Consider the following 25,412-nt stretch of genomic DNA (forward strand, 5'->3'; position numbering starts at 1 on the left):
CCAAGGGCTGGTGGTCGCGTTGGGAGCCCGGCACCAAGATCGCCTTTGTCTCGTTGCTGGTCTCCTTGATCAGCACCACCATCTTGGGCATCAACGTGTACCTGACGCATGCCGGTACGGACCAACAGTCGACACCGACGACGTCAACGGAGAAAGTGGTGTCGCCCGATGGCGAGTAGCAGCGCGGGAGCCGCTCGTTTGAGTGGTCGCGGTGTCTCGCAGCCCACGGCTCAGATCAACGATCCTCGCGTTGATGCAGAGTTCAGCCGGTTCTACGACAAAAGTTTCAAAAGGCTGGTGCGCGAGACCACCCGTGGGACCCGCGACCGCGGGTGGGCCGAGGACGCGGTGCAAGAAGCCCTCCTGGCCGTGCTGGGGCGGTGGCGCTCCATCGAACACCCCGACAGGTACGTACGCACGGTGCTGCGCAATCTCCTGGCCAAACAGGCCACGGAGGCACCCACTCTTGTGCCTGTGGAGGAGCTCGGCTCTGAGGGCATCGAGCGTGACGTCACGGATGACGTCCATCTGCGGATGGCGATCATGGCTGTGATGCATGAACTTCCGCAGCAGCAGCAGCGTGCGACGGCGCTGCACTACCTTGCGGACATGAGTGTCGATCAGGTCGCGGAGGACCTCGGCGTCGCCAAGAGCACGGTTCGCGTTCATCTGATGCAAGCCCGACGCTACATCCACGAGTCCTGGGAGTAGCCACAAGAGTAACCGGCAGCTCGGCGGGGAGGTCGCGGCAGCTTGGCCGGCTCCCCCGCCGCGCTGCCGCGTGTGAGCTGCTTGAGGACGTCACCGTCCTCCTCGACGCGGACGTCACCGTCCTCCTCGACGCGGACGTCACCGTCCTCCTCGACGCGGACGTCACCGTCCTCCTCGACGCGGACGTCACCGTCCTCCTCGACGCGGACGTCACCGTCCTCCTCGACGCGGACGTCACCGTCCTCCTCGACGCGGACGTCACCGTCCTCCTCGACGCGGACGTCACCGTCCTCCTCGACGCGGACGTCACCGTCCTCCTCGACGCGGACGTCACCGTCCTCCTCGACGCGGACGTCACCGTCCTCCTCGACGCGGACGTCACCGTCCTCCTCGACGCGGACGTCACCGTCCTCCTCGACGCGGACGTCACCGTCCTCCTCGACGCGGACGTCACCGTCCTCCTCGACGCGGACGTCACCGTCCTCCTCGACGCGGACGTCACCGTCCTCCTCGACGCGGACGTCACCGTCCTCCTCGACGCGGACGTCACCGTCCTCCTCGACGCGGACGTCAAGGAGAACCTCCAGATTCGGTTCTTCCCCTCCTGTGCCCAGACGCCGACGCGGCACAAAGCGTTGTACAGAGTGTTTATCCGGTGCCTGAGATGCGTCGAAATTCTCGGGCGGGAAATCTCCCTATGTACGTGAATTACACGGCTTTTTCAATTGAAGAAGAATGACGTGAGCGCGTCAAGATTTAGAGGCATCATGCGTGATACATCTACTTGGATTGACATTTTAACGACTCGAATACAGTCGACCGCTTAAAGAAACTTGCAGAAGCTCTCGGGAGACCCTGCGTGATGCCATGGCCCCAGGATTTTTGGCGTGCACAGAACAACGCAGTTGCCAAGGGCATGCAGTCGCAATGGGTTAGCAATTGGCCTGCCTCAAGTTTGCAACTGAAGCGCTACTCAAATAAGCAGAAAGATTGATGGGGCGAGATCACAGACCTCGCCCCATCGAGCCTCGTCCCCGCGTCTCTTTGCCCGGAGCTCGGGTAGAGGCTTAATCCCGGCGCGCTCAAACGCGCACCTTGTGAAGGAGCCCAGTGAAAGACCCCTACGTAGTAGAGAGTACGTCAGCCCTCGATCCGTTTAGCTGTCCGGCAAGATTCTTCTACGTTCACCCAAAAGGGTGAATGCCCGCATATCAGGACATAACGCAGCAGCGGTGATACCTCAAGCAGTCCTGGAGTATCGCTGCTCGCCCTCTGAGCTGGGCTGGAACCGCCGGCAACGAATGCTGACAACTTTCGCATCACACTCCTCACCCCCATGCCCCGTCCAAGCCGCAGCGTTGGCCTCACTCAACCCATGCCGACGTCTTTTGGGATGCGACGTGAAAACTGCAAGAGGAGTACGCCGCGGCGCCCGTTCAAAGAAGTCGTCCGAAGGACGGCCGACAGCGGGCGCAACTGCCAGGACCTGCTTGCTGCACGACACAGGCATCCAGCCCTCAACAGCCGACAGCCCGCTACTCGCGATGTCCTCCAGGCACTCGTGAATCGGTCGGCATCAGCTCGCGTAGGGGCAGCATAGGCGCGCACCGCGTCAGCTGCACGCGGGCCCAATAGCTCGCGTGGAGCCGGTTCCTGCCTGTTGGGTGGCCTCCTCCGACCAGGGCGAAAGCTGCTGACGTGCTCGCTGTGGCGCGGCCAACCTGGGTGACAGTACGAAGGTGCCGGTCACGTACGAGATCGGTGCCCTCATAGCGGTTTGGTTAGTTGTAGATGCTGGCACCGAGTTCGACGAACTGCTGGCCGACACCAGTGGCCACGGTCGTGGTCAGCGCGGGGCCAGCCAGGCGCATGATCCTGCGCCAGATCCGGCCTCCCTGCTCTGGATCACCGCCGACGAGTTCGAGTTCAGCGACTTCGGCCTGGAAGTCCTCAGCATCGACCGGGTCGAGCCCGAGCTGTGGGGTAATGTCCCGCAAACCCTGTACAAGGTCGGCGAGGGCTCCGGCATCGATACCGTTGCCGGCGTTGACCGTGTTGTGATCACCAGTCAGAACCACTCCGCCACTAACCTCGCCGTGCACGACGGTGCTGCCGTGGTAGTTATTGGTGGTCCCGGCAGCGCTCTGGGTGTCCATGTGGTTCCTTACTGCGCGACCGCTACGGATGCAGGCTCTGCCAGCGTCGGTGATCCGCAACAGATACGGATCGTTGTGGCTGCGTTGGATCGGGCTCTCCGCGAACTCCCAGCCGACAAGTTCGGCAACAGCTCCGGAGATCTCCCCAGTAGTAAGCGGAGTACCAGCGAAGTAGGCGGTGGGGGTGTCTGCGAACCTCCCAGGATCGACTGACGCGTGCTGGTCGTACAGCCATCGCAGCAGAGCGTTGGTCGCGTAGTCGGCGCGGCGGACGCGGTCACCAGCGAGTTGTTTGAGCCGCCGAACCTCTACCCGACCCTCGTCCGTCAAATGCACCGCAGTGTCGTCACCGCCGAAACTGCGTGCGATCTGAACGAAACCGTGCTGCTCCAACTGGAGCGCGAGGCCCCCGGCCTCATCCTGCGAAAGGTGTTCCCGTTCGGTGAACACCGCCATGTCCTGGAAGTGCCCGCGCTGCTCGGCTGCCCGCTCGTGGAGCCAGAGCAAGGCCTTCGGCAAGTACGGGTCAAGCTCAATGTCGCCATGCCTGCCGGAACGGATGGCCGCCTCCGTATCAATCGGGACGGTGATCGGATGGCGTTGCGCCGAGCGTTCCACACCCTTCTGGATCTGGCGCATCATCTGGTCAATCCCACGCTGATTGATCTTGAACCCGGCCAACTGTGGCTCCTTCCGGCAATTGCCACTTCAAGGCTACCGGCCACCACTGACACACTCGCCGCTGAAGCCCAAGCGAACTGGCTCGACACAGCGGAGCCTGGCGCCTACGACGCTGACAGCAGCGCCTTGACAACCGGTCACCCCTGCCACGGGCTGACCGGTTCTCACCGCCCCCTCCAGGGCCGGGCTCGGTCCAGCGCGAACGCGGAGGCCGCCGCCCGACGCGTGACACCCACCAGGCCGGCTCGGGCCCTCTTGTCTCTCCTCCGTACCTGTTCTGCGCCCATCTTCACCCCCTTCTATAACGGGGGCAGACAGGTACGGGGAGAGGCAAGAGGGGTGTCGTGGGGCTGGTTGAGCGTGGCTAAAGGGTCTGACCTGCACAGATGGCAGGCACATCCGGGAGAGCGCCGGCAGGGGAGTCGGTAGGGACACCAGTAGGGAAGTTTGGTGGCGTCTTGAAGCCCGGTTATGCCAGGAACTCAGGTCACGCCTGTGGTGCGTGCATTCTGTTGTTCCGGCAATACCGTCGGCAACGCGGAGCCCACTCAGCAGGTGAGGAAGTACAGGACGCGGACACGTTCGATGGCATCGGCGTACTGCCGCAGTTCAGGTGAGGCTCTCGAGGTGCTTCGCCGCGGAGTCGCTGAAAGCGATCTGAGCGCGGCCGCGTGCAGCCATCAGGCGACAGCCGGACGCTGCCTGGTGAAGCGGGCGAGGGGAGCCTCGAGCGCTTCCTCCCACGGCGTGCAGTCCTCAACGCCGCAGCGACCGAGACTGGTTGAGGACGGCCGCCACCGCCTCATGCTGCTTGAGCAGCCACTCCTCTTCGCCCTCCTCGCCTCGTGAGCAGGGGTCTACCCCATCGTGGCCGCACCGGGTTCTCCATCATCACCGCCGCAGTCGCCAGCTCCTTCAGCACCTGGCGCCTGCGACGCTGACCCGCGCCTCGGCGGCGCCGCTCCAACTGGACACCCGTACCTGCCGGCTGCGCTGCGCCGGATCACGGTCAGGTGAGGATGTCGGCAACGGTGGCTACGACAACAGCGACAAGCGTGAGAGTGGCCGCGAAGGTCATGCCGCCGCGGCTGACCGCGGTGGCGCGAGTGGCTCCGTCAGCCCGGGCGAGCAAGCCGGCCGTGACCGCCGCGAGCATCGCGACGGTCACGGCCACGCTGACGGCCAAGAGAGCAATCACAGCGGTGTAAGGCGATGTCACGACAAGCTCCTTCATCTGCACGTACGGAAGCGATGCAGCGACATTGCCGATTCGGATGTGCGACAGGGTGCAGCCGTACGAAGATGAACGATCCTGAACAGCGCTTGTGCCAGGGGGACAAGGCATGGAGAGCAGTGAGGCAAAGGAGGCGCTGGCCCGGCTGCGCCAGCAGCTCCGGGAAAGAGCCGGCACCGAAGACCTGAGCCCCGGCGATTTGAGCACCCGGACACGCCGGGGTAGAACGACGATCAGCAACGCTCTCAATGACCGTCCCGACCGCCCGTCGTGGCGGACCGTCGCGGCGATCGCGACGGTGCTGCGTTTCAGCCGCGAGGAGATCTCGGAGCTGCACGAGTTGTGGGAGCGCGCAGACCCGAAGAGATCGGAGCCGACTCTCCAGCCGTCCCCGCCGCTTTCCGCAGACGTGGTTGTACTGGAGCCGCCGTCCCGGACAGGGCCGCGGGGGTGGCTCATTGCTGCCGGGGCCGGGGCGGTTGTCCTGTCCGTCGGTATCCCGCTGTGGCTGAGCGGCGCATTCAGCGCCGACGACAAGAACCCTTCGTCCAAGGAGCCTTCGCATGCCGCGTCGTCCGGCTCAGGGCCGGTGCCCTTGACGTTCGTGGCAGATGCTCCGAGTTGGCAGTGCGGCGACGCAGTCGTGATTCCTGGGGCTGTCGGTGCATCGCAGATGGTTCCCGGTCCCCGGCCGGCGGCTGGTGTCTCGGCCTCGAAGACAGGCCTGGGTTTCACCGTCCAGGGGCGGGACGGACAGACCGTGACTCTCCTCGGCCTGTCTGTGGACGTCCTCTCCGAGCACGAGCCGTTACGAGGAACCCGGATACCCGCGGTGTGTCAGGGCGACCCGCCCAATCGCAACCTTTCCGTGAACCTCGACCAGACCCGCCCCCAGGTGGTCAGAGCCGCCGCCCGCGCAGGGGACGGAGGAAGCCTGTCCGACACCGGCTGGCCCTACACCGTGAGCGGCAGCGACCCGGAACACTTCGTCCTCCAGCCATCCACCCGGGCGCACGACGTGACCTTCACGCTGCGGCTGAAGTGGGCGTGGAACGGGAAAAGGGGCGAGCTTCGCATCGACGACCAGGGCAAGCCCTTCCGGACGACGGCGGACCGGCGGGCGACCTGGCTGTGTCCGGACCCCTCCACCTCCACCCGCCTCGTACCGCTGACGGACGGGAAGACATGCGCCTCCTGAACCATCGCCTCGCCACAGGTCGCAGGGCCGTCGTGTGTCTGGCCGGCCTGTTCCTCCTGACGGCGTGCACCGGGTCCGGCTCGAAGTCCGGGTCCGACAAGCCGCAGGCACTGTCGAAAGCACCGGCCTGGCAGAGCATCCCTGTGGCCGAACTCCCGGCAGACTTCGTCGACTTCTACCCGTCGTCCATGGCCTCCTCCAGCCGGGCCCTGTTCGCTGCGAGTGGCTACCTGCCCACCACCTCACTCGATGTGCCGCAGAAGGTGTTCGCCAGTCGCGACGGCCGTCGTTGGCGGGACCGTACCCCGGAAGAAATGAGCACGGCAGCAACCGTTCAGTCGCTCGCCTCATACGGATCGACCACGTGGATCCTGGGCGGCCGGGGGTTCTCGCCTGCCCGCACGGCGCTGTGGAGTACGAACAACGACGGGTCATCGTGGAAGGGCCCCATGCTGTTGCCCCGGTCCCCCGATACGGAGATACCCGTCGCGGTGGCGGCCGGAGAGCGGGGAGTTCTGGTGGTCACCAAGGTGACGCCGGGCAGCGGAAAGCCCGACGAGCAGCAGGCGAGTCTGCGCGTGTGGCGGGTGAAGAAGGCCGGGCGCCCCGCCAAGCTGTTCGAGACACCCTGCGGCGGCCACGAGGGCAGCGAGGCCTCAGCGGAGATCCTCGTCGCCGAGGACGCCTCCCATCTGCTGACGAACTGCACGACCGGTGACTTCCGGCCCGCGGATGAGCTCTTCACCTCCCGTGACGGACACGGATGGAAGAAGGAGCCTCTGCCGGACAACGGCAACGAGTTCGACCACCTCGCGCGCAACGGCGACACCATGGTGCTGGCAGGCGGCCAGGCCGACGACAACGTCGAGCACACCACCGAGCCCCACACCTGGTACAGACAGGGCAACAACGGCTGGCACACCGGCGCGCCACTCGACGCGGGCCGCCTGCCGGACGCCGGCGTCGTCCCCCGCAAAGACCAGGAAATGCTCGCCGTCACAGCGGCGGGCAGCGGCTTCATCGCCATCGGCTCCGCACGCTCGGCCGACAACTCCGCGGTCGGCGCCCTCTGGTTCTCCGCCGACGGAAAGAAATGGAGCAAACAGGCCACCCGGGCCAACGGGTTCGACAAGCTGCGGGCGCTGACAGCACTGACCGCCTGGAAGGACAAGGTCGTGGTCCTCGCCTCGCGCAGGTCCTGGGAGACCTCCGACCCCGCACATGCCCGTATTTGGATCGGCGACCTCGCCCCCAGCTCCCCCAGTGCCTCCGCGCCGGCAAATCGAGGGCCACTGGCGCAGTTCGTCGGGACCTGGAGCTGGTCCGGCGCCAGCATCACCATCAAGGCCGACGGCACCTTCACCTACCGCTACCTGACCATGGTGCAGTGCTCCGAGCACGCCCCTCCCTGCGACCAAGGCGCCAAAATGGGAGGCAAAGCCTCCGGAACTCTCCACCAAGGCCGCACAGCCGACGAAGCCGCCGGCACCGTAGTCGACGCCCTCCCGAACGACCCGGCAGGCTCCTCCATCACGATCAGCCGTGAGCCCTACATGGCCATCAACATCACCATCAACAAGAGGGGATACGGCCTGTTCTGTGAGCCAGGCGCGAACCGCTGCGCCGGCCACGTAGGCGGAGAGTGAACGCCGCAGAACGACGCGACCGGTGGGTGAGGGCAGAGCGCTCGCCCCCCACGGTCCAACTGATCGTTTCCCTCTAACTCCACTCATGTGAGAAGGCCGGTCACGGTGCTGGCCAGGACTGCCAGCAGGGAGAGCGTTGCTGCGAAGGCGACGCCTCCGCGGCTGATTGCTGCTGCGGGGCTGGCACCGTCCGCATGGGCCAGTAGCCCGGCAGCAAGCCCTGTAAGCGTCGCGATGATCATCGCCACGCTGATGGCCAGGATGGTGAGAACGATGGTGTAGGGCGACGACACAGCCAGCTCCTTCGCTGCGAGGACGAGCGGATGCAGCGACCTTGCCGATTCAGGTGTGCGTCAGGGTCCAACCGTACGAAGATGAACAGTCATGAACTGCACCTTTGGGGAGGTGACGGACGCTGAGGCAGCCCAAGCGTTGAGAGATTTACGTTGGAGGCTTCGAGAGCGTCTTGGCACGGAAGCTTTGACCAAGACCCAAGTGGCGAGGCAGGCCGATCTGGGCAGGACTACAGTCTTCGCCGCTTTGAACGACGACAGTGACCGGCCTACGGGGAACCGCAGGGGACTTCATCACGAAAACGAAGTATGTAACGCTCATATTGGACGAAAATTTCGGTGAATCGCTCCTGCGTACATTTCATAGGCACCGACGAGACCCCTGCGTCGATCGATCCACCGCCGGTTAAGCGGTGACTCAATATCTGCCACATGCCCGGGATCCTTACGGAGCGCATCAACTGCTTTTGTAGCCTCTTCGAACCATTCAAGGCTTGTTACGGATATGCGCGTCAGTTCATCCACTCCGCACACGAGTACACAATCGAAGTGGCCTTGGATCATGTCGCTTTCTGCTTTTCTCAGTTTATCCCGTGCTTCTTTGGTGGGTTGACCGTCGACAAGGGCGTACATGAGGTCGTCCAACGCGGTGAGCGCGAATCCTAGTTTTTCTTGAAACGTGAGGCATCGCTGACGTAGCCACTCGTGGTGTTGTCGACGCTGCTCGTCGTTTGAACGCTGCTTCTCCAACTCGCTTTGTTGAAGGCTTTGTACCCGTGCCCCGCGGGCTGCGAGTCCTGCTCCCATGGCTGCGCCGGCTGCACTCGCGAAGCCCGCGACGCTCGCTGCCCAGACCCCCGCCACCCCTTGGTCCATGGCGACATTTTGCCGTGCTCACGGCAAGACCAACAGACCGGTGATGCATGGATTCTCTGGCGGCCCCCGTGAAGATGGCGGTGGTGGTGTCAGCAGGAGTTGTGACCGAGGATGCATCCACTCGCCGCCTGCTGCTCACTCCCTGGGACGGAGCGAGCAGTAGGCGGGTGCCGACGCGTCGCGCTGACGGCTCCCGTCTCGCCGCCCCGCTCCGGGTGCGCCGGCACCCTTGAGGCGCATGCGCGGAGGGCGGCAAAACGTTCGCCTGCCCGCTGGCGTGCTGCGACGGCTTACCGACGCCCACCGCAGGTCCGCGGCGGGCACCCTTCAGCGAACTCTGCTTACGCGGATGTTTCGGATTTGATCCATTATTTCTTCATCCGTTTCCGCAGCAGTATCGGCAAGGTGGTGAAACGAAATTTTCCATGTGCTTGTTTTGCAATTACGCCCCCCGAGCAATACCGTGATGCTGTACTGCCCGTCGGCCCCTAAGACACGTTGAAGGTCTTTATTGTCGAAGCTGTGACTTCCGGGTGTTACAGCCATCTCAACTTGCCTCGGGTATTGCGGGTATTGAATTCTGTACCTCAGGACATCGACGCGAAGCCAGGTTCCGGGGAGTATCGTCTGAGCCGCTCCCCCGATGCTGGACCACGCTAGGGGGTGACCGGATGGTATGACTTTTTTTATTGGGTCCCACGCTGGACGTTCCGCTTTGGCAACGATTACCTTGACTCCATCGGCGGCATCCCGACCGTTTCGGACCTCCACTTTCGCTCGGACCCAGAATTCGATTATTGGGGGATCGTGTCCTTCAAGTCGGACAACGACGTTATCCTCCGAGTCCCTGTCTTCCGATATAGATAGGGAGAGAACCGGTCGCCGCCGCCAAACTAGGTAGACTTGAATGAAGAGCGCGACTATCACTGCTGCCACTGTTCCTGCAGCTTCTAGATAGCTTGACAGCGTCTCACCATCCAGCGCGAGCTCAGTGTGGGGACCCATCATCGTGTCTGACTCCATCCTCCGCGCGGCCGCTCTCAGAATGAACCTCCCAACACCGGACTTCCAGAGGGCCGATGAGGTAGGGCCTTGCAGTCAAGGAACGCGTTGCTCGTCAGAGCGCGGGCGCTTGAGGTGCTGCTCCGTGAGGGCGGTCCGCGGCGCGGGCTGGCTGCCGACTGCGCGCGAGCACGGCGGCCTCGCGCGCAGTCGGCAGCGCGCCGTGGTGGAGGCCGTCGCGACGTTCGAGTACGAGCAGACTGCCGGGGACGCGTCGTCATGACGTCCCCGCCTCACCCAGCCTCGCCGCGCACCCGTTGGCGCGAGCGCGGAGGGCCGCCGCCCGACGCGCGACACCCAGCAGGCGGCCCCCGAACCCTCGCGCCGCACCTCCGTCCTGGTCTGCCCCCGCCATTTCACAGGGGGCAGTCCAGGTTGGAGGTAGGTAAGAGGGTGGTCGAGACGGCCGGTTGGGCCTAGTCAAGGGGCCTGACCTGCACGGATCGTACGGGCCCGTGTGAGAGTGCCGGTAGGGGAGTTGGTAGGGGAATCGGTAGGGAGACCGGTAGGGGAATCGGCGCCCCCTTGACCACCTACTGGCGGGCGAGGCCCGCCGGGTCGATGTCCACCGGAAACGGCGCACGAAGCTGGGTGGTGATGCTGGCGAGGGCGGTGACCGTCTCCACGTAGCGGCCGGTGCGGCGTTCGCTGGCGATCAGGCGCGGTGCGGGATCGCGGCCTCCGCGTAGAGCAGGGGCTTGACCTTGCGGTCCATCCTGCGATTGCCCGGCGAGACGAGCTCCACCACCAGCTGCACCGCGTCCGCGTTCACGCTGACCGTGTCCTCGGCGGTGGCGCCCGCGTCGGTGACCACCAAGTCGGACACGACCAGACCAGACAGACGGCCGATGTGCGGGTCGACAGAGATGGCGACCAGCGCACGGTCCAGGCGTGAATCCGGTGCTCGTCGGTGAGACTCTCGAGCTGCTTCGCCGCTGCGTCGCTGAAAGCGATCTGCGCACGGCGGTGTGCGGGCATCAGGCCACCGCCGGTCGCTGCACGGTGACGCGGGCAATGTCGGTTGGGCCGACTTGCCCGTGTGGGTGGTGGTGCCGCTGCGCACGGCACCACCACCCAAAGGCTGGCTACAGGGACTCTGCTGTCGAGGTGGGCGATTCCTCTTCGGCTGGGGTACCGCGGCCGATCGTCATGGACCAGTGCACGGCAGAAGATGCCTCGACGGACACGACGCCGTTGCGTTCCACGCCTTTGACGGCGACCTGGTTGTAGGTGGTGCTGACTTCGCCGGCCTGGCATTCCAGGGGGAAGGAGATGTGCACGGACCGGACAGCGACCTTGATCTTCCCGGCGCCCTGGCAGCGCACCGCGACAATCAGCGCGTCTCCCTTTTTACCCTTGGTGAAGGCGAGGGCGGCGTTTCCGGTGGTCGCCTTCTGACGGCCGGCGAGCCTCTCTCCGGCGTCCAGCTCGGGAGGCTGCTGGACCGCGGGCTGTGTCGTGCTCGGGGTGGGAGTGGCTTTCGCGGACGGCTCGGACGAATGTGTGGCCGGGGACGCCTTGCTGTCGTCATGCCCGGACGAGCAGCCAGTCAGGGGGACGAGCAGCGTGGCGCACGCGAGGATCAGGGCTGCGCGGGTTCGACGTGACACGTCAGTCCTCCCAGATGGCCCAGCCGACGCGGTGGGGCGTGTAGATGGTGACGTTGTGCTTGGCGCCCTTCCCGCAGTTGACATAGGTGTACTGGCTGTAGCCGTAGCTCTTCAAACGGTAGACGCCGTACCGGCCGTACGTGGTCTTGCGGGCGGGGGTGTCCACCGTGATCGCGTTGCCGAGCTTCGCGGTGAGGGAGGCAGAGACGGTCACTCCGAACTTTCCGGAGATCTCGATGACCGCCGCGCTGCCCTTGACGTTGAGTTCACCGGTGTAGGCGATGCCTACCGTGCCGGTTACGTCCGAGGTGAACGTGGACTTGGCGGTGCGGGACGTGCCGTTGTGGTTGGCCTGCTCGGCGCCGACCCCCTTGTGGTAGTCCTTCGACTTGCTGCTGGCCTTGTAGTACCAGCCCTGCTCGCAACCGCGGCTGGAGGGCACCTGGTAGGCGGCGTCAGAGGGAGCTGCCGCAGGGACGTCTGGGGCTCCTTCGGTGAGGTCCGTCTCCTCCGGCTGGGCGGGCGGCGCCGTCGCGACGGTGTCGGCCGGGTCTGTTGTCGGGTCGTCCGCGAACGCCGGCCCCGCTCCGGCGAGAACGACAGCGGCCACAGCAGGTACCAGCAACGCCCTTCGGGGCATGCGCATGACATCTCCTTGGTCAGGGGAAGATTACTGCCTGCGATGATCTCGGCACCGGCAGCTGTCGAGATCTTGGCAGTACTCTTCGGCGGATGACCAGCTTCCGCTCCATCCCTGAGCAAGACATGAGCTTCGCGAGCGCCATCAACGGACGCGATGAGTAGAGCCGGACGGCGGACAATCCGCCCCGCTGAGTCAGCTACTGCCGCCGAAGAGGCCGTCGTCTCCTCCGCCGGTAGAACTGTTCGCGCCTGTCCCTCCATTGGCGCCACCACCCCCATTGGCGCCCCCACCGCCGTTGGCGCTGGTGGCCTCGCTGGAAGGGGAGGCGCGCTTAGTTGACGGGGTCTGCGCGGTGCCGCCGGACCACAAGCCTCCGTTAGTTCCGCTCGAGCCGCCTGACGAAGCAGACGCGTCGCCCGAAGCGGATCTGCTGGGGGACGGGGTTCGAGTCGGTGTCGCCGATGGCTTGCTGGATTCCTTGGGCTGCAGGACGAAGCTCGTCTGCGCCGGAGCGGTGCCTGCCAGGGAGACCTCGGCGAGATAGGTGGTGTAGGGGGCGGTTTGCCCCTTTTCGCAGTGCTTGCCGCTGGCGATCCGTTTCCAGTGGAAGTCGATGGTGGCGGGACTGTTGTGGCTTGCCTGGAGCCAGCGGGGACCGGAGTGCCCTTCCGCGCATGCTGAGGACTTCCAGATCGAAGTGCCCTGCGCCGCGGCGGCGATGGTGAGGGGCGCGTCGGTGCGGCTGGCGTTCACCCTGCAGGACACCGTGCCTGTTTCTCCGATGGTCTTCATCGTCAGTGTCAGGTGTGGATCCGAGCCGGAGTAGGTGTTGCGTTCGGAGCTGAGTCGCAGGGACAGTCTGAAACCGGTGCAGGCAGGCAGCTTCATGATCGTGCTCGTGTTCACGGGCTGGTCGCCGATGTCAGCGACAGAGTCCGCTGCCGGTTGGGGCGGCAGACTCTGCGTCTTCTTTGCTTTCGGGGTTCCGCTGCCGGTGGGCGTTGCACGGCCGTGCACCAGCGGCGTGTCCTGGCGGGAGGACCACCACACCAGGGCGGGTACACCCGCTGCCACGGTGACTGCAGCGGCCACGAGGAGGGCGAGTCTGCGGTGGTAGCCCGGTGGCCGGTACCGGATCGCCCTGCGCAGCTGAGGACTGACGTGATCCTGATATGGATCTGGCCCTCTGTAGAGCGGCACGGGTTCCGCTTCATCCGGCAGCGGATCACCGATCCATGGCCGGCTCGTGTTGCCGGCGGCCGCTTCCCGCTTGGCCTGCGGTCCGTCATCCGTCCGGCGTTCCGGGTCGCTCCCGCCCGGCCGGGGCGGAACGTCGTTGCTCATATCGGGGGTTGGGTGCGACGCCGCCCCTGTGCTTCTGCGGTCGTCCGGGATGTCTTCTGACCTGGTGTCATCGATTGATTCAGGACCTGCGGGAATCATCAGATGCTGTGTCGAGCCCGCATCGTCCTTGATCGCTGTCAGGGCTTGGGAGAGGACGTCCTGGGCGTCTGCCTCCACGGCTCGTTCCCGCATCGTGCGCAGCAGTTCGGCGTCGGCGCGTACCAGTCGCCGGCGTGCGGTCTTCAGTTCTGTCCGGGCTTGGCCCAGTTCCTCTTCCAGCTGGGTGATCGCGTTCAGGGCCTGTGCGTGGTCGGCTTCTGCGTCGTGGATGGTGCGCTGTGCGGCGGCGGCTTCGGCGAGTCGGCGGGCTTCGCTGGCGGCTGCTTCCTGTCGTGCGGCGGCTGCCTCGGTCCGGGACTGGCCGGCCGATTCCTGCGCCGTGTGTGCCGTGTGGCGGGCGGCTTCGGAGTTGCGGCGTTCGTCCTGGAGTTCTTGGCGGGCGTCCTGGGTGTCCTGCACGGTCCGGGCGAGCGCTTCCTCGGCCAGGGACAGGCGTTCCAGCAGATCAGCCTGGCGCTCCTGCCACTGAGCGTGATCCTTGGTGGCGTTCTGCTGGACGGCCAGGGCCTGTTCACGCAGCTGTTCGTAGGCGTCCTTGAGCCGGTCCAGGCGGTCGACGGCCGCTTCGAGGTGCTCGCGCGCCTGGTGCTCGCCGGCACGAACGAGTTCAAGGGAGCGGGCACTGGTCTTCAGTTCCTTCTGCGACAAGGCCAGGGCACGGTGGGCGGTGAGCAGTCTCAGCCCAGCGTGGGTAAGGCGAAGCAGAGAGGTGCTCTGGTCCGCCTGCAGTACCTGGACCTGTTGGAGCAGGCGGTCGGCTTGCGTGCGGGCTGTGTCCCGCTCGTCGATGATGTCGTAGGCCTCGGCGACGTCCGGGCGCCGGCTGCGCAGCGCCGGCCGGTACAGCCGCCACAGCTTCTCGACAGCCTCCGGGCCCACCGGCAGGCCGCGGTCCTCGAGGAGCTGCAGCAGATCCAGCACCACATCCCGTGTGGGGACCAGGGTGCCCGAGACCATGCGCTGCACTGAGGACTGGCCGCGGCCGGAGTGGACGCTCTGCAGCCGGTCCGCTCCCGCCTGCCCCCATTTCTGCTGTTGCTGGTCTGGGGAAGCTCGTTCCGTCAGCCACGCGGCGACCTGCTCCAGCGTCAGCGGATCATCCCCCACGACCAGGGGCCTCACCACCGTGTTGCGGAAGGTCTCCGCCCAGCTCTTGACCGGCGCCACCAGATTCTCGGCGACCGGCCGCAGCGGCCGTCCCGGACGCGCCACGTTTCTTCCCCCTTGAACTTATTGCGACTTGCTGCGATCACGTTCTGCACAAATCCAGCAGCCCGGACCGTGGGCGTTCCACCCGCCCGAACCGGATGCAGGAGCCCTCATGGCCATCACACCCACCACCCCGCCGACCACCGCACGTCCCTCCCGTGTCCCGGCGCTGGCGGGCGCCGGCTTGTCCAGCGTCAGCGTCCTGAGCGTCTCCCTCGCCGGCGCCCCCTGGCCCATGGTGCTCACTCTCGCCCTCGCCGGCCTGCTCGTCGTCCTCACCCAGTCCGCCTTGCAGGCACTCATCCCCCAGGACTCCGCCCACCGCCTGGACTGGTGGCGCGGCTACTGGACCCGCCGCACGCAGCGCCCCGGCACCGATTCGAGCGAACCCGACACTCCCCCGCCCGCTCCCTGACCACCACCGTCACGAGCGAGTCGGCTTCCCGGCCAGCCGCGCTGCACCCGCCGCGGCCGCCTCCCGGCGCGTGCCGGCCGCGGCGGTTCTCGCTGTGCCAGCCGCGGTTACCGGCATCGGTGCCCAGACCGCGCAGTGATGGTGGCACTCACGCTGGGAGTGAGGGTGGGCGTAGGAGTGGGTGAGGTGGACGGTGTCGGGTCGGGTTCGGCAGTGGAGGGCGGCGTGGATACGAACGTCTTCGTCGGCCAGGAGCCGGGGAAGATGGTGATGAAAGCCTGCGGCAGCAAGTCCAGCGCCGCCCGGTCCACCACACCATCCGTCCCACGACCGTTTCCGGTGCCACTCCGCGCGACGACACCGGCCGGGCGCTCCAAGGCCGAGGTACAGGAATCGGGCTGGCCGCCGAATCCGCCCGTCACGGCGTAGACCGTGACGGCGGCGACGGCCAGAGCGCCCACCACAGCGGCCGGAACCCACCGTCGGCTGGCCAGCCCGCTGATCAGCTGCCCTCGCCTCTTGCCTCGCAACGCGACCTCAGCACTGTCCCGCTTTCGCGCTTCGGGACCGGGCGGCGTGGCGGTTTGCGCGGCCTGCTGCCGTAGCTCGGCCGCCTCGGATGAGGCCTGGGCGCGCAGGCGTTCGGCATCGGCTTCCGCCGCGCTGCGGATGCGGGCCGCGTCCTCGTGCGCAGCGGCCCGGATTCCTTCGGCTTCCTCACGGGCCGCATCGACGAGCTCTTTCACCGTGGCGCGCAGGTGTCGCAGCGGGGTCTGGGCCTGGCGTTGGCGGAGTTTGACGTCCTGCCAGCGGCCACGCCAGTGCGCGGCCAGCTCCGGGCGAAGCCGCGCGCCGGCTGCACCGGGCGGGGTGTCGGAGAGCGTGCTGATGACGCGGACGAACTCCAGGAGGGTTTCCTGCGAGGGCAGGCGCCGGCCGGTGAGGGCCTCGTTGATACCCGCGTTGGTCAGCTTCGGCCGCACCGACGCCCTGACCATCTCGCGGTAGGGCGGGGCGCCGAAGCTGATGTGGAGCCGGTTCAGCTCGTCGGCGAAGTCGTGCAGGGCCTCCCGGTACGCGGCCAGTTCCGCGGAGTCCTCCACCTCACCGGGGCTACTTTCTGCCACCGGAAGGATCCTCTCTGTAGAGAAAGGCAACGGTAGAGGAGGTATTGGCCGAACGTCCCGGTAATCGGACGAACGGAACTGAACACCCCGCACCGTTCAGCAACGGATCACATCGTCCCGTGCGTGACCTGCACTGTCCGGGTTCCAGCGGGACCGTACAAAACCCTGGGATCTTGCGCTGCCGACGGGGTGTCCTGAAGACGTGAACGACATCGAAGCAACGCCCCAGCCACCCGACCCCAACCAGCCGCCCACCGACCAGACAGAGCCGGTGCCCGCGGGAAACGGGCCGCGCTACCCGCTCCTGGACGGCCTGGTCCTCTTCGGCCTCCTCGCCCTGTGCGCAGGCGTCTACCGCGCCGTCGGCGACGGAGGCTTCTCCGTCATCAGCGCCGCCGTCACCGGCCTCTACGGCACCTGGCGCCTACGACGATGACTGCCCGGCCCAATGCACGGGTGGGTAGAACTGGGCCCGCCACAGATGCGCACACGGAGAGGGACACATCATGCTGACGCCTTCCGTCCCACCACCCCGCTCCGGGGGCGCCGGCCTCAGTCGGCACCAGCACGGAGGCCGCCGCCCGACGCGTGACACCCAGCCCGGCACCGGCCCTCTTGCCGTTCTCCGTAATGGGTGTTCTACACCCACCCCCCCTGCAGAACGTCAGAGGGCGGAACCGGTACGGAGGGGAGGTAGGAGGGTTATTGCGACTTGCGGGATCGCTTCCTCGGCGTAGAGCAGGTCGCTTGAACTTGCGGTCCATCACGCTTGATTCAGCGCAAGGAGCTTCGGGATGCGACCTTGTTCGTGGGTCGGGGCTGAGCAGCATGGTGTCTTCGCCCCCTAGAGCTGCTGCGCGCTTTTCCCGGCGTGTTGTCAGAGCAGACCGAGTTCTTTCTCGAGCATCACGATGAGGGTGGTGAGCGCGATGAAGGAGCCGCCGGAGTAGCCCAATCCGACGAGCGGAGTGCCGCCGAGGTGTTGGCAAAGAACATAAGCAAGTAGAGCAGCAACGACGCCGCAGAGGAGAGCGATGATTACGGCCATGACCTTCTTGGTCTGGTCCAGAGGCGCGGGCGGGATGGGGGGAGTTGGAGTGGCCATGAGCCTTCCCTCCTTGCTCGTATCCAGGGTCAGCTGCTGAAGTGCTGTCCCAGCCGCGGAGGCGGCATGGAGCGAGCAGACCGCAGGGGACCTGCGGGACTCCATACCAAGATCATTACTAAATGATTCTGAACGTCGTTCACCATGTATGTGCAGGTGAGGCTTGCGCAGCCCCTGAGCCGTTCACCGGGTTCCTCCGTACTAGTCATTCCCCCGTCGTGAGAGGCACCCCGTGCGGGATCCTGTGCTCACAGACGAAGGAGGGCATCGAAAGATGAGTACGGTCAGAACATGGCGAGATCTCCTGAATGATGTGACGCAGGGCGACTGGCCCAAGTATCGGGAGGCTCTCGACGCCTTCCGCGAAGTCCCGCCCGTACTCGTGTTCGCCAAGCTACCGGACCTCGGTGATCAGGTAGTCAAGGACGTCACCGGCTTGGATAGGTCTCCATCGGTAGGAACCTGGAGCAAGCTGTTCAGTACTGCGCTTCTGACACCCCCAGACTGGCGGTACGTCGAGTTACTCGTCCGGATCTGGGCCAACCAGCACAACCAATCCGTCGCCGAAGTCCTAGACGAGTGGGCTCAGGCCTATCGCAGATGCGGTGGCGATCCCGGCCCTCGGTTCCCCCCTCCCGCTCCACCAGCTGACCGGCTCCCTGCCTCATCGCCATCACGAAGCAAGATCGCCTTCAGCGCGGTTGCCGTAGCGGTGATCGCAACGGTCTCGTTCATCGCGTGGCCAAGTGGTCATGATGATGACGCGAAGAACAATCCGGGCGCGACAGCCGGGACCACGGCCACATCGAAGTCCGGGAACAGTAAGGGGCTACTGCTCCTGACGAAGTCTTGGCCGACGATCACAAGCTGCGACGGCGCGACCTCTGTGGCGATGCCCGCGGGAGGGAAGCCGTTGGCGTCTTTCCTCTCAAATGATCAAGATTTCCGGATCCCCGTGACAGCCAACGGAGGAGGCACATGGGGTGCCGGCCACCTGTACCTCACCCTGAGCGCCAAAACAGGAAAAACTCTGATCATCAACGACATCAGGCCATCGACCCGATTCCCCAAGAAGATCGATCCGCCTGCCTGGGTCGCTGAGGTGAACGGCGGCTGTGGGGATTCCTACGGTCGAGTCTTCGATTTCGACTTGGACAAACCACTTTTTGCTGATCGCGGCGTTGTAGGTCAGCGAGCAAGCGGAGATGACGAAGCCCCGCCCAACCCTCTGGGCCCTGGCTTCACTGTCAGCGCCAAGGATCCAGCGATTGTCCGTGTGGATACGCAGGCGTGCAAGGGCAACTACGAGTGGAGTCTCGTCATCAGCTACTCCTACGACGGCCACACGTATTCCAAGCCGGTGGGGCCATTCCGCTCCATGAGCCTGGTTGACCAGCGCACGGTCGGCTATCTACCGGACCCGTCCACTGGCGTGCTCAGCAAGAGCAGCAAGCCCGGCCCGGCCCCTACACGAGCAGTGGGATGCCCTGCGACATGAAACGGACTCCGCTGATAGCGGGTGCCTCCTCTTCGCTTCTTCGAACCGTTGAGACTGCGTTCCTCTCACCCCCGGGGCCACTGCTCGACGGAGACATCTAGGGGATGCCCGGCCGTGGGCCGGGTCGTGCACAGCACGACCGGTAGGTGGTTTTGGCACTGGAGACGCTGCGCTGGGCGGGAGACATCCGACGCGGCCGGGCTGGCACGGCGGCATGACGCGGAGATGGCAGCGAGTGGTCGCCGAGGCCGCGACCATCGCTTCGGTCACTCGGCAGCCGCACGACGGACCCTTTTGCCGTTCCTCTGTCCTGATTCCGCCCTGTGAGAAGCTGGCAGGGACAGAACAGGACAGAGGAACGGCAAAAGGCCCGGCCGCACCCAGCCACGCCAGCGGCACCACAAATCCGACATCTGACCCTGAGCAGCTGGACCGGCGGTGCATCACGAGGCCGAATGGCAGGGCGTGTGACGTAACGGCCTCAGAAGCCGGAACAGGAAGCGGCGGCTGACGCCCCTGAGGCCGTGGACTTCTTCGGTGCGTTGTGGTCGACAGTCACTGAACAGGTGGCGGTGCCTCCCGAGCCACTGAGGCTGATGAGGAGCGAACCGCCTTTTGTAAAGCCTTTCGTCTTCACCACCTGCCTCCATGGCAGCTTCTTGACCGTTTCGGACCGCGTGGAGATGCCGTCGTCGTTCCAGACGGAGTAGGTGATGTCCACGTCTCGTGCGTTCCCGGTGACCGTGTATTCCACCTCGACCGTCTTGGACGCCTCATGCGAGATGCCGGCAATGACGGCCGCGCATCCTCCTGCCACCAAGAGAACCAGCACTAGGAGCGCCCATGGCCACTTCCGGCGTCTCTTGCGTGGTTTCTCGCCTTCGTAGGGCACGCCTCGACCGTGAGGGGTTTGTCCCCAGCCCGGTGGCGGCCCCTGCTGCGCATCGTGTCCCCACGAAGGCTGGGACGGATCATGCCGCGGCGGTTCTGGAGGCGTGGGTTCGCTCATAAGCTCAGGTTCTGGCGCTGTTCCTCTGTACGCGACTCCGGCAACGCCAACGGGGCAAAGAGGCGGTTCGCTGCAAGGGGCTTGGGTTCAGGCTACGGGCAGGCGAGGAAGCCGTCGGTCCTGCGCCGGTGGCGCCATTGGCGCCTGATACCCACCCCGAACGCAGGGGCCTGCCGACTTCTGTCGGCAGGCCCCTGCGGCTTCCTGGGTACAACCGCACGGTCCAACCGGGCAGGAGAGCTCAGACCTCGATGTAGGCGACGACCACGACGGTGCGTAGGGCCGTGACGAAGTACAGAACGCGGACGTGTTCGGTGTCGTCGGCGTACTGCCGCAATTCCGGCTGCGTGGTGTCGCCGGGGATCGGATCGCCGATGTCAGGGTCGACCGAGATGGCGACCAGGGAGCGGTCCAAGGCATGGATCTGGTGTTCGTCGGTGAGGTTTTCCAGCTGCTTCGCCGCGGAGTCGCTGAAGGCGATCTGAGCGCGGCGGCGTGCAGGCATCAGGCGACAGCCGGACGCTGCGCGGTGAGGCGGGCAAGGTGGGCCTCGCGCAGTTCCTCCCACGGGGTGCAGTCCTCGACAGCCGGCAGGCCGTTGGCTGCGATGTCCTCGAGGGCGCCAGCAAGCCGGTCAGCATCAGCTCGGGTGCGAGCAGCGTAAGCGCGGATCGCGTCGGCGACCGCGGGCTCCAAGGGCTGGCGTGCGGCCGGTTCTTGGTTCATGGCGCTCTCCTACGCGTAGCGGTGGATCCACGGTAGCGCCCGGGCGTCGCTCATTGTGAATGTTCTCCGTGGCCGGTGAGCTCCGTCTGCTGTTGCCCTACGACTCGTCTGGCGAGGCTGAGAGCCGCATAAGAGCCGTTATGGCCGGTACGGGGCGTTGCCTGTCGGGCTGGGCGGCTGTAACCTCTAAGCCGTACGAAGCGAACTCCCCCCGTGTGCCGCGTGGTTGACATGGGGTCAGTCCTTGTGGCATCCTTAAGCCAAGGGCGATTTTCGCATACCCGAAACCGCAGGGCTCTCCGTCACCACTGGTGCGCGCGAGGCCCTTTTCGTTTGTCTAACTAAGTAAAGAAACCGTCACCCCCCCCCTGGTTTCCCGCTGGGGGGTTTTCTCATATCTGGAGGCTTTAATGTCTGAATTGTTCAATTTCGCGGCCTTTGCGCCGTCGCTGTTTGTCGTGCTCTTCTCTCTTGCTTCCATCATGGTGTGTGCCATCTGTGGCACCGTGCTCTTGCTGGCAAGGCGTGTCCCTCCTGGGGAGCTTGCTACAACTTTCCTCGGCATCAGCTACATCTTCTCGGCCCTTGCTGGCTGGCTGCCGTGGGGAAAGCCGTCGGTGCAGCCCTCTCTGCCTCTGCCTCCGTCGCCACCAGCTGAGCCTGAGGCGCCTCAGACGGTTCTGATTGTCAACAGTGACCGTCTTCTGCGGTCCGTGGAAGACGGAGGCGTGGGGTGAAACCTCGGGACACAGCCAAGGCCAGATCAAGGGACTGCCCGGACAGGAAACAACCCTGCACAGCAGTTTTGGGATCAGGGCTGTGAAGCACCCTCTCTCGCAGAGGGCGGTTCACAGCTCTGATCCACTCAGAGCAGGTTCAGGCGGGCAGGCCGGTTGTCAGCGCCGAGGGGCGCCCGAGAGCAAGCGCTTTTCGACAAACTCCGCACAGAGCGGGCTCTGGGATCCATGATCCTCAGATGGCGATCTCACTCCGGCGCAAGCGCGACGCCTCCCGCGGTCGGTACACCCCAAACCTCTGGCCTGTCTGGATAGTAGCGCCCGTCGCGATGATGGCCGTCGGGGTCGCCGCGTGGGCCATCTATCAGTACGCCTATGACCACTTCGCTCAAGCAGCCGGAAGTCAGGTCCCGGCCGAGCCCGTCGACGTTAACGACGTGATCAAGGCCACCGTCACAGTGCTGACTTTGGTCGGTGCGGTTCTTGCCGGCCTCTACGCGTACCGCAAGCAGCTTCTGTCTGAGGGCGACGCACATCGGGCCGATGCAAGTCAACTTGCTGACCGCTACACCACAGCGGCTGAACAGCTTGGCCACGACCAAGCGGCCGTTCGCCTCGCCGGCGTCTACGCCCTTGCCCGCCTTGCCGACGACTGGCAGGAGCAACGCCAGGTCTGCATCGACGTCTTGTGTGCCTATCTACGTATGCCTTACGAGTCCAGCCTCGACGCTCCAGGGCACAGAGTCGGAGAAAGAGAAGTACGGTTTACAGTCATCAATGTCATCCGCACGCATCTCCAAGACCGCGATGCGAACACATCCTGGTGCGGATATCGTCTCGACTTCACCGGCGCGGTCTTCGACGGAGGAAACTTCAGCGGAAGTCATTTTGACGGACCTATATCCTTTTCCCACGCACTGTTCGCTGATGGGACGGTCGACTTTCGCGGTGCGACCTTTAGCGGCGGCGAGATCGACTTCTCCAGCGCGAAGTTTAACGGAAGAGTTTGGTTCACCAACGCGCGATTCATCGGCGGCATAATCAGCTTCAATCAAGCCGAGTTCAACGGCGGCAACGTATATTTCGCCGGCGCACATTTCACCGGAAGCACACTTACCTTCCTCCTCGCAAAGATAACCGATGGAATGATCAATTTCGCCAGCGCAGAGTTGCGTAGTGGAGCCCTATACTTCAACGAAACAACGTTCAGCGGCGGCACGGTCAGGTTCGACAACGCAACCTTCAGTGGCATCAAGGGCGATTTTCGCGTCTCGCTTTTCAACGGTGGCACCGTCAGCTTCGCTAACACAATCCTGAGCGCAGGTACCCTCAGTTTCGCCAATTCGACACACGGCGGGGGCGCGGTTCGCTTCACTGACGCAGCGTACGACGGCACAGTCATCGACTGGGGGCCATTTCCCAACCCTGCCAGCAACTGAAATTCTAGTGCTGTAATAGACCGCACGCGACTCAAGGTGAAATAGACACGCGGCCATTCCAACTCAAAATACCGTAGCCTGCCTGCCGGGTTCACTAAATGGAAGACACGCAATTCTCCTAGCGTCAAAAAATGCGGGGACCGGGCTGCGAAGCCGGCGTTCCGCATCGTCCAGTTGCTGGTCGGCGCTGGCGGCCGTGGCGGCGACGATTCGGTCGCTGCGGCGCACGTTCATGTGGCGCAGTCCCACTTCGCGCTGGCTGGACCGGTCGACCTGGGATTGGTTGAGCAGGTGGATCTCCACACGGGTTCCGCGGCCCTCGTACTTCAGGCGTGCAACCTGAAGCCGACGACGTCCTCCCGCCGCATGGTGCCCAAGACCTGCCTGCTCGATCATGCGAGGTCGCGCGGATGGATGAGCAGGCGCCGGCGAGCCAGACCCGGACAGTGCAGGGCGTCGTGTCGACGCGTAAAGCAGTATCTGCAGCCGTACCGACATCCGTGCCAGCGACGAAATGCGACTGCACCATCTGCCGGTTGTCAGTGCCGCCCTCTACCGTGGTTTTGACGCCATTTCCTTTAGACGGGCAGGTAGTGGGTTGGCCAACATCGTCTGGCACAAGAAGCTGCGCCTTCACCTGGACCTGAACAGGGACGACCTCGGCCACGAGGAGCTTGCCGGGCTCTGGGACACGATCTACGACATGGACCGTCTCCAAGCGGCACGCAACGTCACGGTCGCCGAACGGGATCTGCTCTGCGGCGGCGTGTGCCAAGACGCTGGGGTGGAAGCGCCGATGCACCTCCGCCTGCGCACCAACGGCCGACGGGAGGCCGTTCACGAGCGGCGCGAGGACGAAGAACGACACTTCGTCCCTATCAGCGACGAACACAAGGCCTACCAAGACCGCATCCTACGGGCGGCCGCAGAGGGAGGCTTCTGCGGCGACAACGAGGTCCGCACCCGTGTGGGGCGCAGTTGGATCCAGACCGACACCCTTGTCGAAGGGACCGACGGCCTACGCATCGGCTGGGAAGTCCAGTTGTCCTCCGCCGGCGTCGAGGGACCGCGTAGCGTCCGCGCCCGTGCGGCGAAAGCGGAGAAGAACGGTATAACCCCCGCGTGGCACACGGATCGCAGCGACTACGCCCACCGCAACGACACTCAATGGACGCGCAGTGACGCGCTTCCCGCGCACGTGATCGCCAAGACCGGCGATCTGCGTGTCGTCTCTGGTTTCCGCGTCATGGACTTCTGGCGCTGCGATATCCGCGCCCTGTATCCCTGCCCGAAGGGTGTACGCCGGTGCGGCCGCGCGCATGCCACGCCCAAGCCGCGCGACATCCTCTTCGACGACCTGGTGCGCAAAACCGCGGCCGCCGAAATCGTCCCGGTGCAGTTCCGGATGGGCACCACCACCCATCGCTTCTGGGTCACCGACGCCGACCACGACCGCCTCGAAAACCTCCGCAGCGACGACACCAGACTGCCGCCCGTCCCGGACGTCGACTTGCCGGGGCGCGCCAGCCGCAACCGGCCAACCTGCAACCCGTCGGCTCACGTGATGCCGAACGCTCCAGCTCCCGGCATCGGGCTTCCCGCTACCTGGCTTCCGGCTCAACCGGCCCCACCAACTGCTGAAACGAGTCCTACCCCGACCGCTCCGGCCCACGGCCCGCAACCGCGCCCCACATCGCATCGAAGCAGTCTCACGCCGGAGCTCGTCGCCCTGCAGCAGGCTGCCGACAACGCACATCAACAGCTGCGGCAGCTCGACGACCCCACCGAACAGGCCCAGCAGCGGCAGGTGTGGTTCGAGGCTGCCGCTGCCGTCCAGGAGGCCGTCACCCGCTACGCACGAACGAAGAACTTCAACCGGTACGAGGTGGAAAAACAACTACGCCATCAGGTCCGCCATCCTGAGACGCCGCCCGGCCAGCTGCTGCAACCCTGACGGCCCCGGGAAGCCCGTGGCGGGCGAACCCTACGCAGCGAAACCGACGTTGGTGACGTACTCGTACTGACCCCACTGGGAGCCGAGGTCGATGACCTGTTCGACCCACGCGTCGTCCAGTTCCTGGTCCGCGCCGACGACCCAGGCGGCGACGATGCGGTCCCAGCGGCGTACGTTCATGTGGCGCAGGCCCACTTCGCGCTGGCGGGGCCGGTCGACCTGGGACTGGTTGAGCGGGTGGATCTCCACTCGGGTTCCGCGGCCTTCGCGGTTGAGGCGGGCGAGCAGGTAGCGGGCGACGTTCTCCCGTCGCACGGTGCGGTAGGCCTGCTCGATCTTCTCCAGCGTGGCGCGGCGCGGGGTGATGCTGCCGTCTCGCCAGCCGCGCAGCTGGGCTTTGGTGGGGGTGAAGCCGAGTGTGGCCGCGGCGGCGCGGGCGTGGGCGGTGCGGGTGAGGTAGTTCAGCCGGGCGCTCAGGCCGCGGCGTGCGGTGATCGGGGTGGCGATGTAGCCGGCGAGTTGGTCGAGCTGGCGGGCGACGGCCTCGTGGCCTTTGATGCCGCGGGCCCCGAACTTCCCGAACTCGATGTTGCGTTCAGGCATGGTCTCCGGTCCTCAA

24 protein-coding genes and 1 pseudogene are annotated in these 25,412 nt (G+C 65.3%); 9 read left to right on the forward strand and 16 right to left on the reverse strand.

Annotated elements, in window-relative coordinates:
- Positions 1–168 precede the first annotated feature (168 nt).
- Complete coding sequence (locus B0675_RS39270; RefSeq protein ID WP_179165571.1) at positions 169–711, forward strand: sigma-70 family RNA polymerase sigma factor; 543 nt, start codon at positions 169–171, stop codon at positions 709–711.
- Here the strand turns inward: B0675_RS39270 and B0675_RS39275 are convergent.
- The 3 genes from B0675_RS39275 to B0675_RS39285 form a co-directional block, all read right to left on the reverse strand.
- A complete protein-coding gene (locus B0675_RS39275) occupies positions 687–1,340 on the reverse strand; it encodes a hypothetical protein (protein ID WP_081224615.1) in 654 nt (217 codons plus the stop codon). The genes B0675_RS39270 and B0675_RS39275 overlap by 25 nt on opposite strands.
- Positions 1,341–2,492: 1,152 nt before the next feature.
- Complete coding sequence (locus B0675_RS39280; RefSeq protein WP_081224616.1) at positions 2,493–3,548, reverse strand: hypothetical protein; 1,056 nt, start codon at positions 3,546–3,548, stop codon at positions 2,493–2,495.
- 1,009 nt (positions 3,549–4,557) lie between these two features.
- The gene (locus tag B0675_RS39285; RefSeq protein ID WP_081224679.1) at positions 4,558–4,782 is read right to left on the reverse strand and encodes a hypothetical protein; all 225 of its coding nucleotides are present in this window, start codon (positions 4,780–4,782) and stop codon (positions 4,558–4,560) included.
- A 109-nt stretch (positions 4,783–4,891) separates the two neighbouring features.
- Here B0675_RS39285 and B0675_RS39290 point away from each other — a divergent pair, with 109 nt between their 5' ends.
- Both B0675_RS39290 and B0675_RS39295 read left to right on the forward strand, forming a co-directional pair.
- Positions 4,892–5,980, forward strand: a complete 1,089-nt coding sequence (locus B0675_RS39290; RefSeq protein ID WP_081224617.1) for a helix-turn-helix transcriptional regulator — start codon at positions 4,892–4,894, stop codon at positions 5,978–5,980.
- Entirely contained in the window at positions 5,968–7,626 is a 1,659-nt protein-coding gene (locus B0675_RS39295) for a hypothetical protein (RefSeq protein WP_081224618.1), read from the forward strand. Before B0675_RS39290 ends, B0675_RS39295 begins: the two co-directional genes overlap by 13 nt.
- A gap of 83 nt (positions 7,627–7,709) precedes the next feature.
- On the opposite strand, the gene B0675_RS39300 is transcribed toward B0675_RS39295, so the two are convergent.
- Both B0675_RS39300 and B0675_RS41140 read right to left on the reverse strand, forming a co-directional pair.
- Complete coding sequence (locus B0675_RS39300; RefSeq protein ID WP_081224619.1) at positions 7,710–7,919, reverse strand: hypothetical protein; 210 nt, start codon at positions 7,917–7,919, stop codon at positions 7,710–7,712.
- A 318-nt stretch (positions 7,920–8,237) separates the two neighbouring features.
- Positions 8,238–8,795 carry a hypothetical protein gene (locus B0675_RS41140; protein ID WP_143661159.1) on the reverse strand — a complete coding sequence of 186 codons (558 nt, stop codon included), beginning with the start codon at positions 8,793–8,795 and terminating at the stop codon, positions 8,238–8,240.
- A gap of 1,147 nt (positions 8,796–9,942) precedes the next feature.
- On the opposite strand from B0675_RS41140, the gene B0675_RS41675 reads away from it, so the two are divergent.
- A complete protein-coding gene (locus B0675_RS41675; protein WP_179165572.1) occupies positions 9,943–10,080 on the forward strand; it encodes a hypothetical protein in 138 nt (45 codons plus the stop codon).
- A 432-nt stretch (positions 10,081–10,512) separates the two neighbouring features.
- On the opposite strand, the gene B0675_RS42645 is transcribed toward B0675_RS41675, so the two are convergent.
- From B0675_RS42645 to B0675_RS41145, 4 genes are all read right to left on the reverse strand, one after another.
- Positions 10,513–10,683, reverse strand: coding sequence for a hypothetical protein (locus tag B0675_RS42645; protein WP_347111307.1), 171 nt, complete (start codon positions 10,681–10,683; stop codon positions 10,513–10,515).
- 259 nt (positions 10,684–10,942) lie between these two features.
- Positions 10,943–11,467, reverse strand: coding sequence for a hypothetical protein (locus tag B0675_RS42355; protein WP_241540199.1), 525 nt, complete (start codon positions 11,465–11,467; stop codon positions 10,943–10,945).
- 1 nt (position 11,468) lies between these two features.
- Positions 11,469–12,113: a hypothetical protein gene (locus B0675_RS39315; protein WP_143661160.1), complete on the reverse strand. Its 645-nt coding sequence runs from the start codon at positions 12,111–12,113 to the stop codon at positions 11,469–11,471.
- 189 nt (positions 12,114–12,302) lie between these two features.
- On the reverse strand, positions 12,303–14,786 hold the full coding sequence (locus B0675_RS41145; protein ID WP_143661161.1) for a hypothetical protein: 2,484 nt from the start codon (positions 14,784–14,786) through the stop codon (positions 12,303–12,305).
- A gap of 109 nt (positions 14,787–14,895) precedes the next feature.
- On the opposite strand from B0675_RS41145, the gene B0675_RS39330 reads away from it, so the two are divergent.
- The gene (locus B0675_RS39330; protein WP_081224623.1) at positions 14,896–15,198 is read left to right on the forward strand and encodes a hypothetical protein; all 303 of its coding nucleotides are present in this window, start codon (positions 14,896–14,898) and stop codon (positions 15,196–15,198) included.
- 107 nt (positions 15,199–15,305) lie between these two features.
- On the opposite strand, the gene B0675_RS39335 is transcribed toward B0675_RS39330, so the two are convergent.
- Positions 15,306–16,325 carry a hypothetical protein gene (locus tag B0675_RS39335; RefSeq protein ID WP_143661162.1) on the reverse strand — a complete coding sequence of 340 codons (1,020 nt, stop codon included), beginning with the start codon at positions 16,323–16,325 and terminating at the stop codon, positions 15,306–15,308.
- Between the two features lie 202 nt (positions 16,326–16,527).
- On the opposite strand from B0675_RS39335, the gene B0675_RS39340 reads away from it, so the two are divergent.
- Positions 16,528–16,761, forward strand: a complete 234-nt coding sequence (locus tag B0675_RS39340) for a hypothetical protein (protein WP_081224625.1) — start codon at positions 16,528–16,530, stop codon at positions 16,759–16,761.
- A 441-nt stretch (positions 16,762–17,202) separates the two neighbouring features.
- On the opposite strand, the gene B0675_RS39345 is transcribed toward B0675_RS39340, so the two are convergent.
- Positions 17,203–17,430 (reverse strand): hypothetical protein, encoded by a 228-nt coding sequence (locus tag B0675_RS39345; RefSeq protein WP_143661163.1) that lies wholly within the window; start codon positions 17,428–17,430, stop codon positions 17,203–17,205.
- Positions 17,431–17,704: 274 nt separating this feature from the next.
- Here B0675_RS39345 and B0675_RS41150 point away from each other — a divergent pair, with 274 nt between their 5' ends.
- Positions 17,705–18,928, forward strand: coding sequence for a hypothetical protein (locus tag B0675_RS41150; protein ID WP_143661164.1), 1,224 nt, complete (start codon positions 17,705–17,707; stop codon positions 18,926–18,928).
- A gap of 481 nt (positions 18,929–19,409) precedes the next feature.
- Here B0675_RS41150 and B0675_RS41155 read toward each other — a convergent pair whose 3' ends face one another.
- The 3 genes from B0675_RS41155 to B0675_RS39360 all read right to left on the reverse strand — a co-directional run bounded on the left by B0675_RS41155 (position 19,410) and on the right by B0675_RS39360 (position 20,663).
- Positions 19,410–19,820, reverse strand: coding sequence for a hypothetical protein (locus B0675_RS41155; RefSeq protein ID WP_143661165.1), 411 nt, complete (start codon positions 19,818–19,820; stop codon positions 19,410–19,412).
- A gap of 358 nt (positions 19,821–20,178) precedes the next feature.
- The gene (locus tag B0675_RS39355) at positions 20,179–20,442 is read right to left on the reverse strand and encodes a hypothetical protein (protein ID WP_081224628.1); all 264 of its coding nucleotides are present in this window, start codon (positions 20,440–20,442) and stop codon (positions 20,179–20,181) included.
- Positions 20,442–20,663, reverse strand: coding sequence for a hypothetical protein (locus B0675_RS39360; RefSeq protein ID WP_081224629.1), 222 nt, complete (start codon positions 20,661–20,663; stop codon positions 20,442–20,444). The genes B0675_RS39355 and B0675_RS39360 overlap by 1 nt, the downstream gene beginning before the upstream one ends.
- A gap of 976 nt (positions 20,664–21,639) precedes the next feature.
- Between B0675_RS39360 and B0675_RS39365 the strand changes: the two genes are divergently transcribed.
- Entirely contained in the window at positions 21,640–22,839 is a 1,200-nt protein-coding gene (locus B0675_RS39365; protein ID WP_081224630.1) for a pentapeptide repeat-containing protein, read from the forward strand.
- 165 nt (positions 22,840–23,004) lie between these two features.
- Here B0675_RS39365 and B0675_RS42360 read toward each other — a convergent pair.
- A pseudogene (locus B0675_RS42360) lies at positions 23,005–23,175 on the reverse strand (transcriptional regulator); the annotation flags it as partial.
- A 262-nt stretch (positions 23,176–23,437) separates the two neighbouring features.
- Here B0675_RS42360 and B0675_RS42365 point away from each other — a divergent pair.
- Positions 23,438–24,793 carry a hypothetical protein gene (locus tag B0675_RS42365; RefSeq protein ID WP_241540200.1) on the forward strand — a complete coding sequence of 452 codons (1,356 nt, stop codon included), beginning with the start codon at positions 23,438–23,440 and terminating at the stop codon, positions 24,791–24,793.
- A gap of 30 nt (positions 24,794–24,823) precedes the next feature.
- Here the strand turns inward: B0675_RS42365 and B0675_RS39375 are convergent, their stop codons facing one another.
- Positions 24,824–25,396: a transcriptional regulator gene (locus B0675_RS39375; RefSeq protein ID WP_081224631.1), complete on the reverse strand. Its 573-nt coding sequence runs from the start codon at positions 25,394–25,396 to the stop codon at positions 24,824–24,826.
- Between the last annotated feature and the right edge of the window lie 16 nt (positions 25,397–25,412).

It is taken from the genome of Streptomyces sp. M41(2017) (assembly GCF_002078175.1).
Classification (GTDB): domain Bacteria; phylum Actinomycetota; class Actinomycetes; order Streptomycetales; family Streptomycetaceae; genus Streptomyces.

Bases quoted from the DNA above. Each gene is read 5' to 3' on its own strand.
- B0675_RS39270 (WP_179165571.1), top strand. From the start codon at position 169: ATGGCGAGTAGCAGCGCGGGAGCCGCTCGTTTGAGTGGTCGCGGTGTC.
- B0675_RS39285 (WP_081224679.1), bottom strand. From the start codon at position 4,782: ATGAAGGAGCTTGTCGTGACATCGCCTTACACCGCTGTGATTGCTCTC.
- B0675_RS39290 (WP_081224617.1), top strand. From the start codon at position 4,892: ATGGAGAGCAGTGAGGCAAAGGAGGCGCTGGCCCGGCTGCGCCAGCAG.
- B0675_RS39295 (WP_081224618.1), top strand. From the start codon at position 5,968: ATGCGCCTCCTGAACCATCGCCTCGCCACAGGTCGCAGGGCCGTCGTG.
- B0675_RS41140 (WP_143661159.1), bottom strand. From the start codon at position 8,795: ATGGACCAAGGGGTGGCGGGGGTCTGGGCAGCGAGCGTCGCGGGCTTC.
- B0675_RS39315 (WP_143661160.1), bottom strand. From the start codon at position 12,113: ATGCGCATGCCCCGAAGGGCGTTGCTGGTACCTGCTGTGGCCGCTGTC.
- B0675_RS39330 (WP_081224623.1), top strand. From the start codon at position 14,896: ATGGCCATCACACCCACCACCCCGCCGACCACCGCACGTCCCTCCCGT.
- B0675_RS39345 (WP_143661163.1), bottom strand. From the start codon at position 17,430: ATGGCCACTCCAACTCCCCCCATCCCGCCCGCGCCTCTGGACCAGACC.
- B0675_RS41150 (WP_143661164.1), top strand. From the start codon at position 17,705: ATGAGTACGGTCAGAACATGGCGAGATCTCCTGAATGATGTGACGCAG.
- B0675_RS39355 (WP_081224628.1), bottom strand. From the start codon at position 20,442: ATGCCTGCACGCCGCCGCGCTCAGATCGCCTTCAGCGACTCCGCGGCG.
- B0675_RS39360 (WP_081224629.1), bottom strand. From the start codon at position 20,663: ATGAACCAAGAACCGGCCGCACGCCAGCCCTTGGAGCCCGCGGTCGCC.
- B0675_RS39365 (WP_081224630.1), top strand. From the start codon at position 21,640: ATGGCGATCTCACTCCGGCGCAAGCGCGACGCCTCCCGCGGTCGGTAC.
- B0675_RS39375 (WP_081224631.1), bottom strand. From the start codon at position 25,396: ATGCCTGAACGCAACATCGAGTTCGGGAAGTTCGGGGCCCGCGGCATC.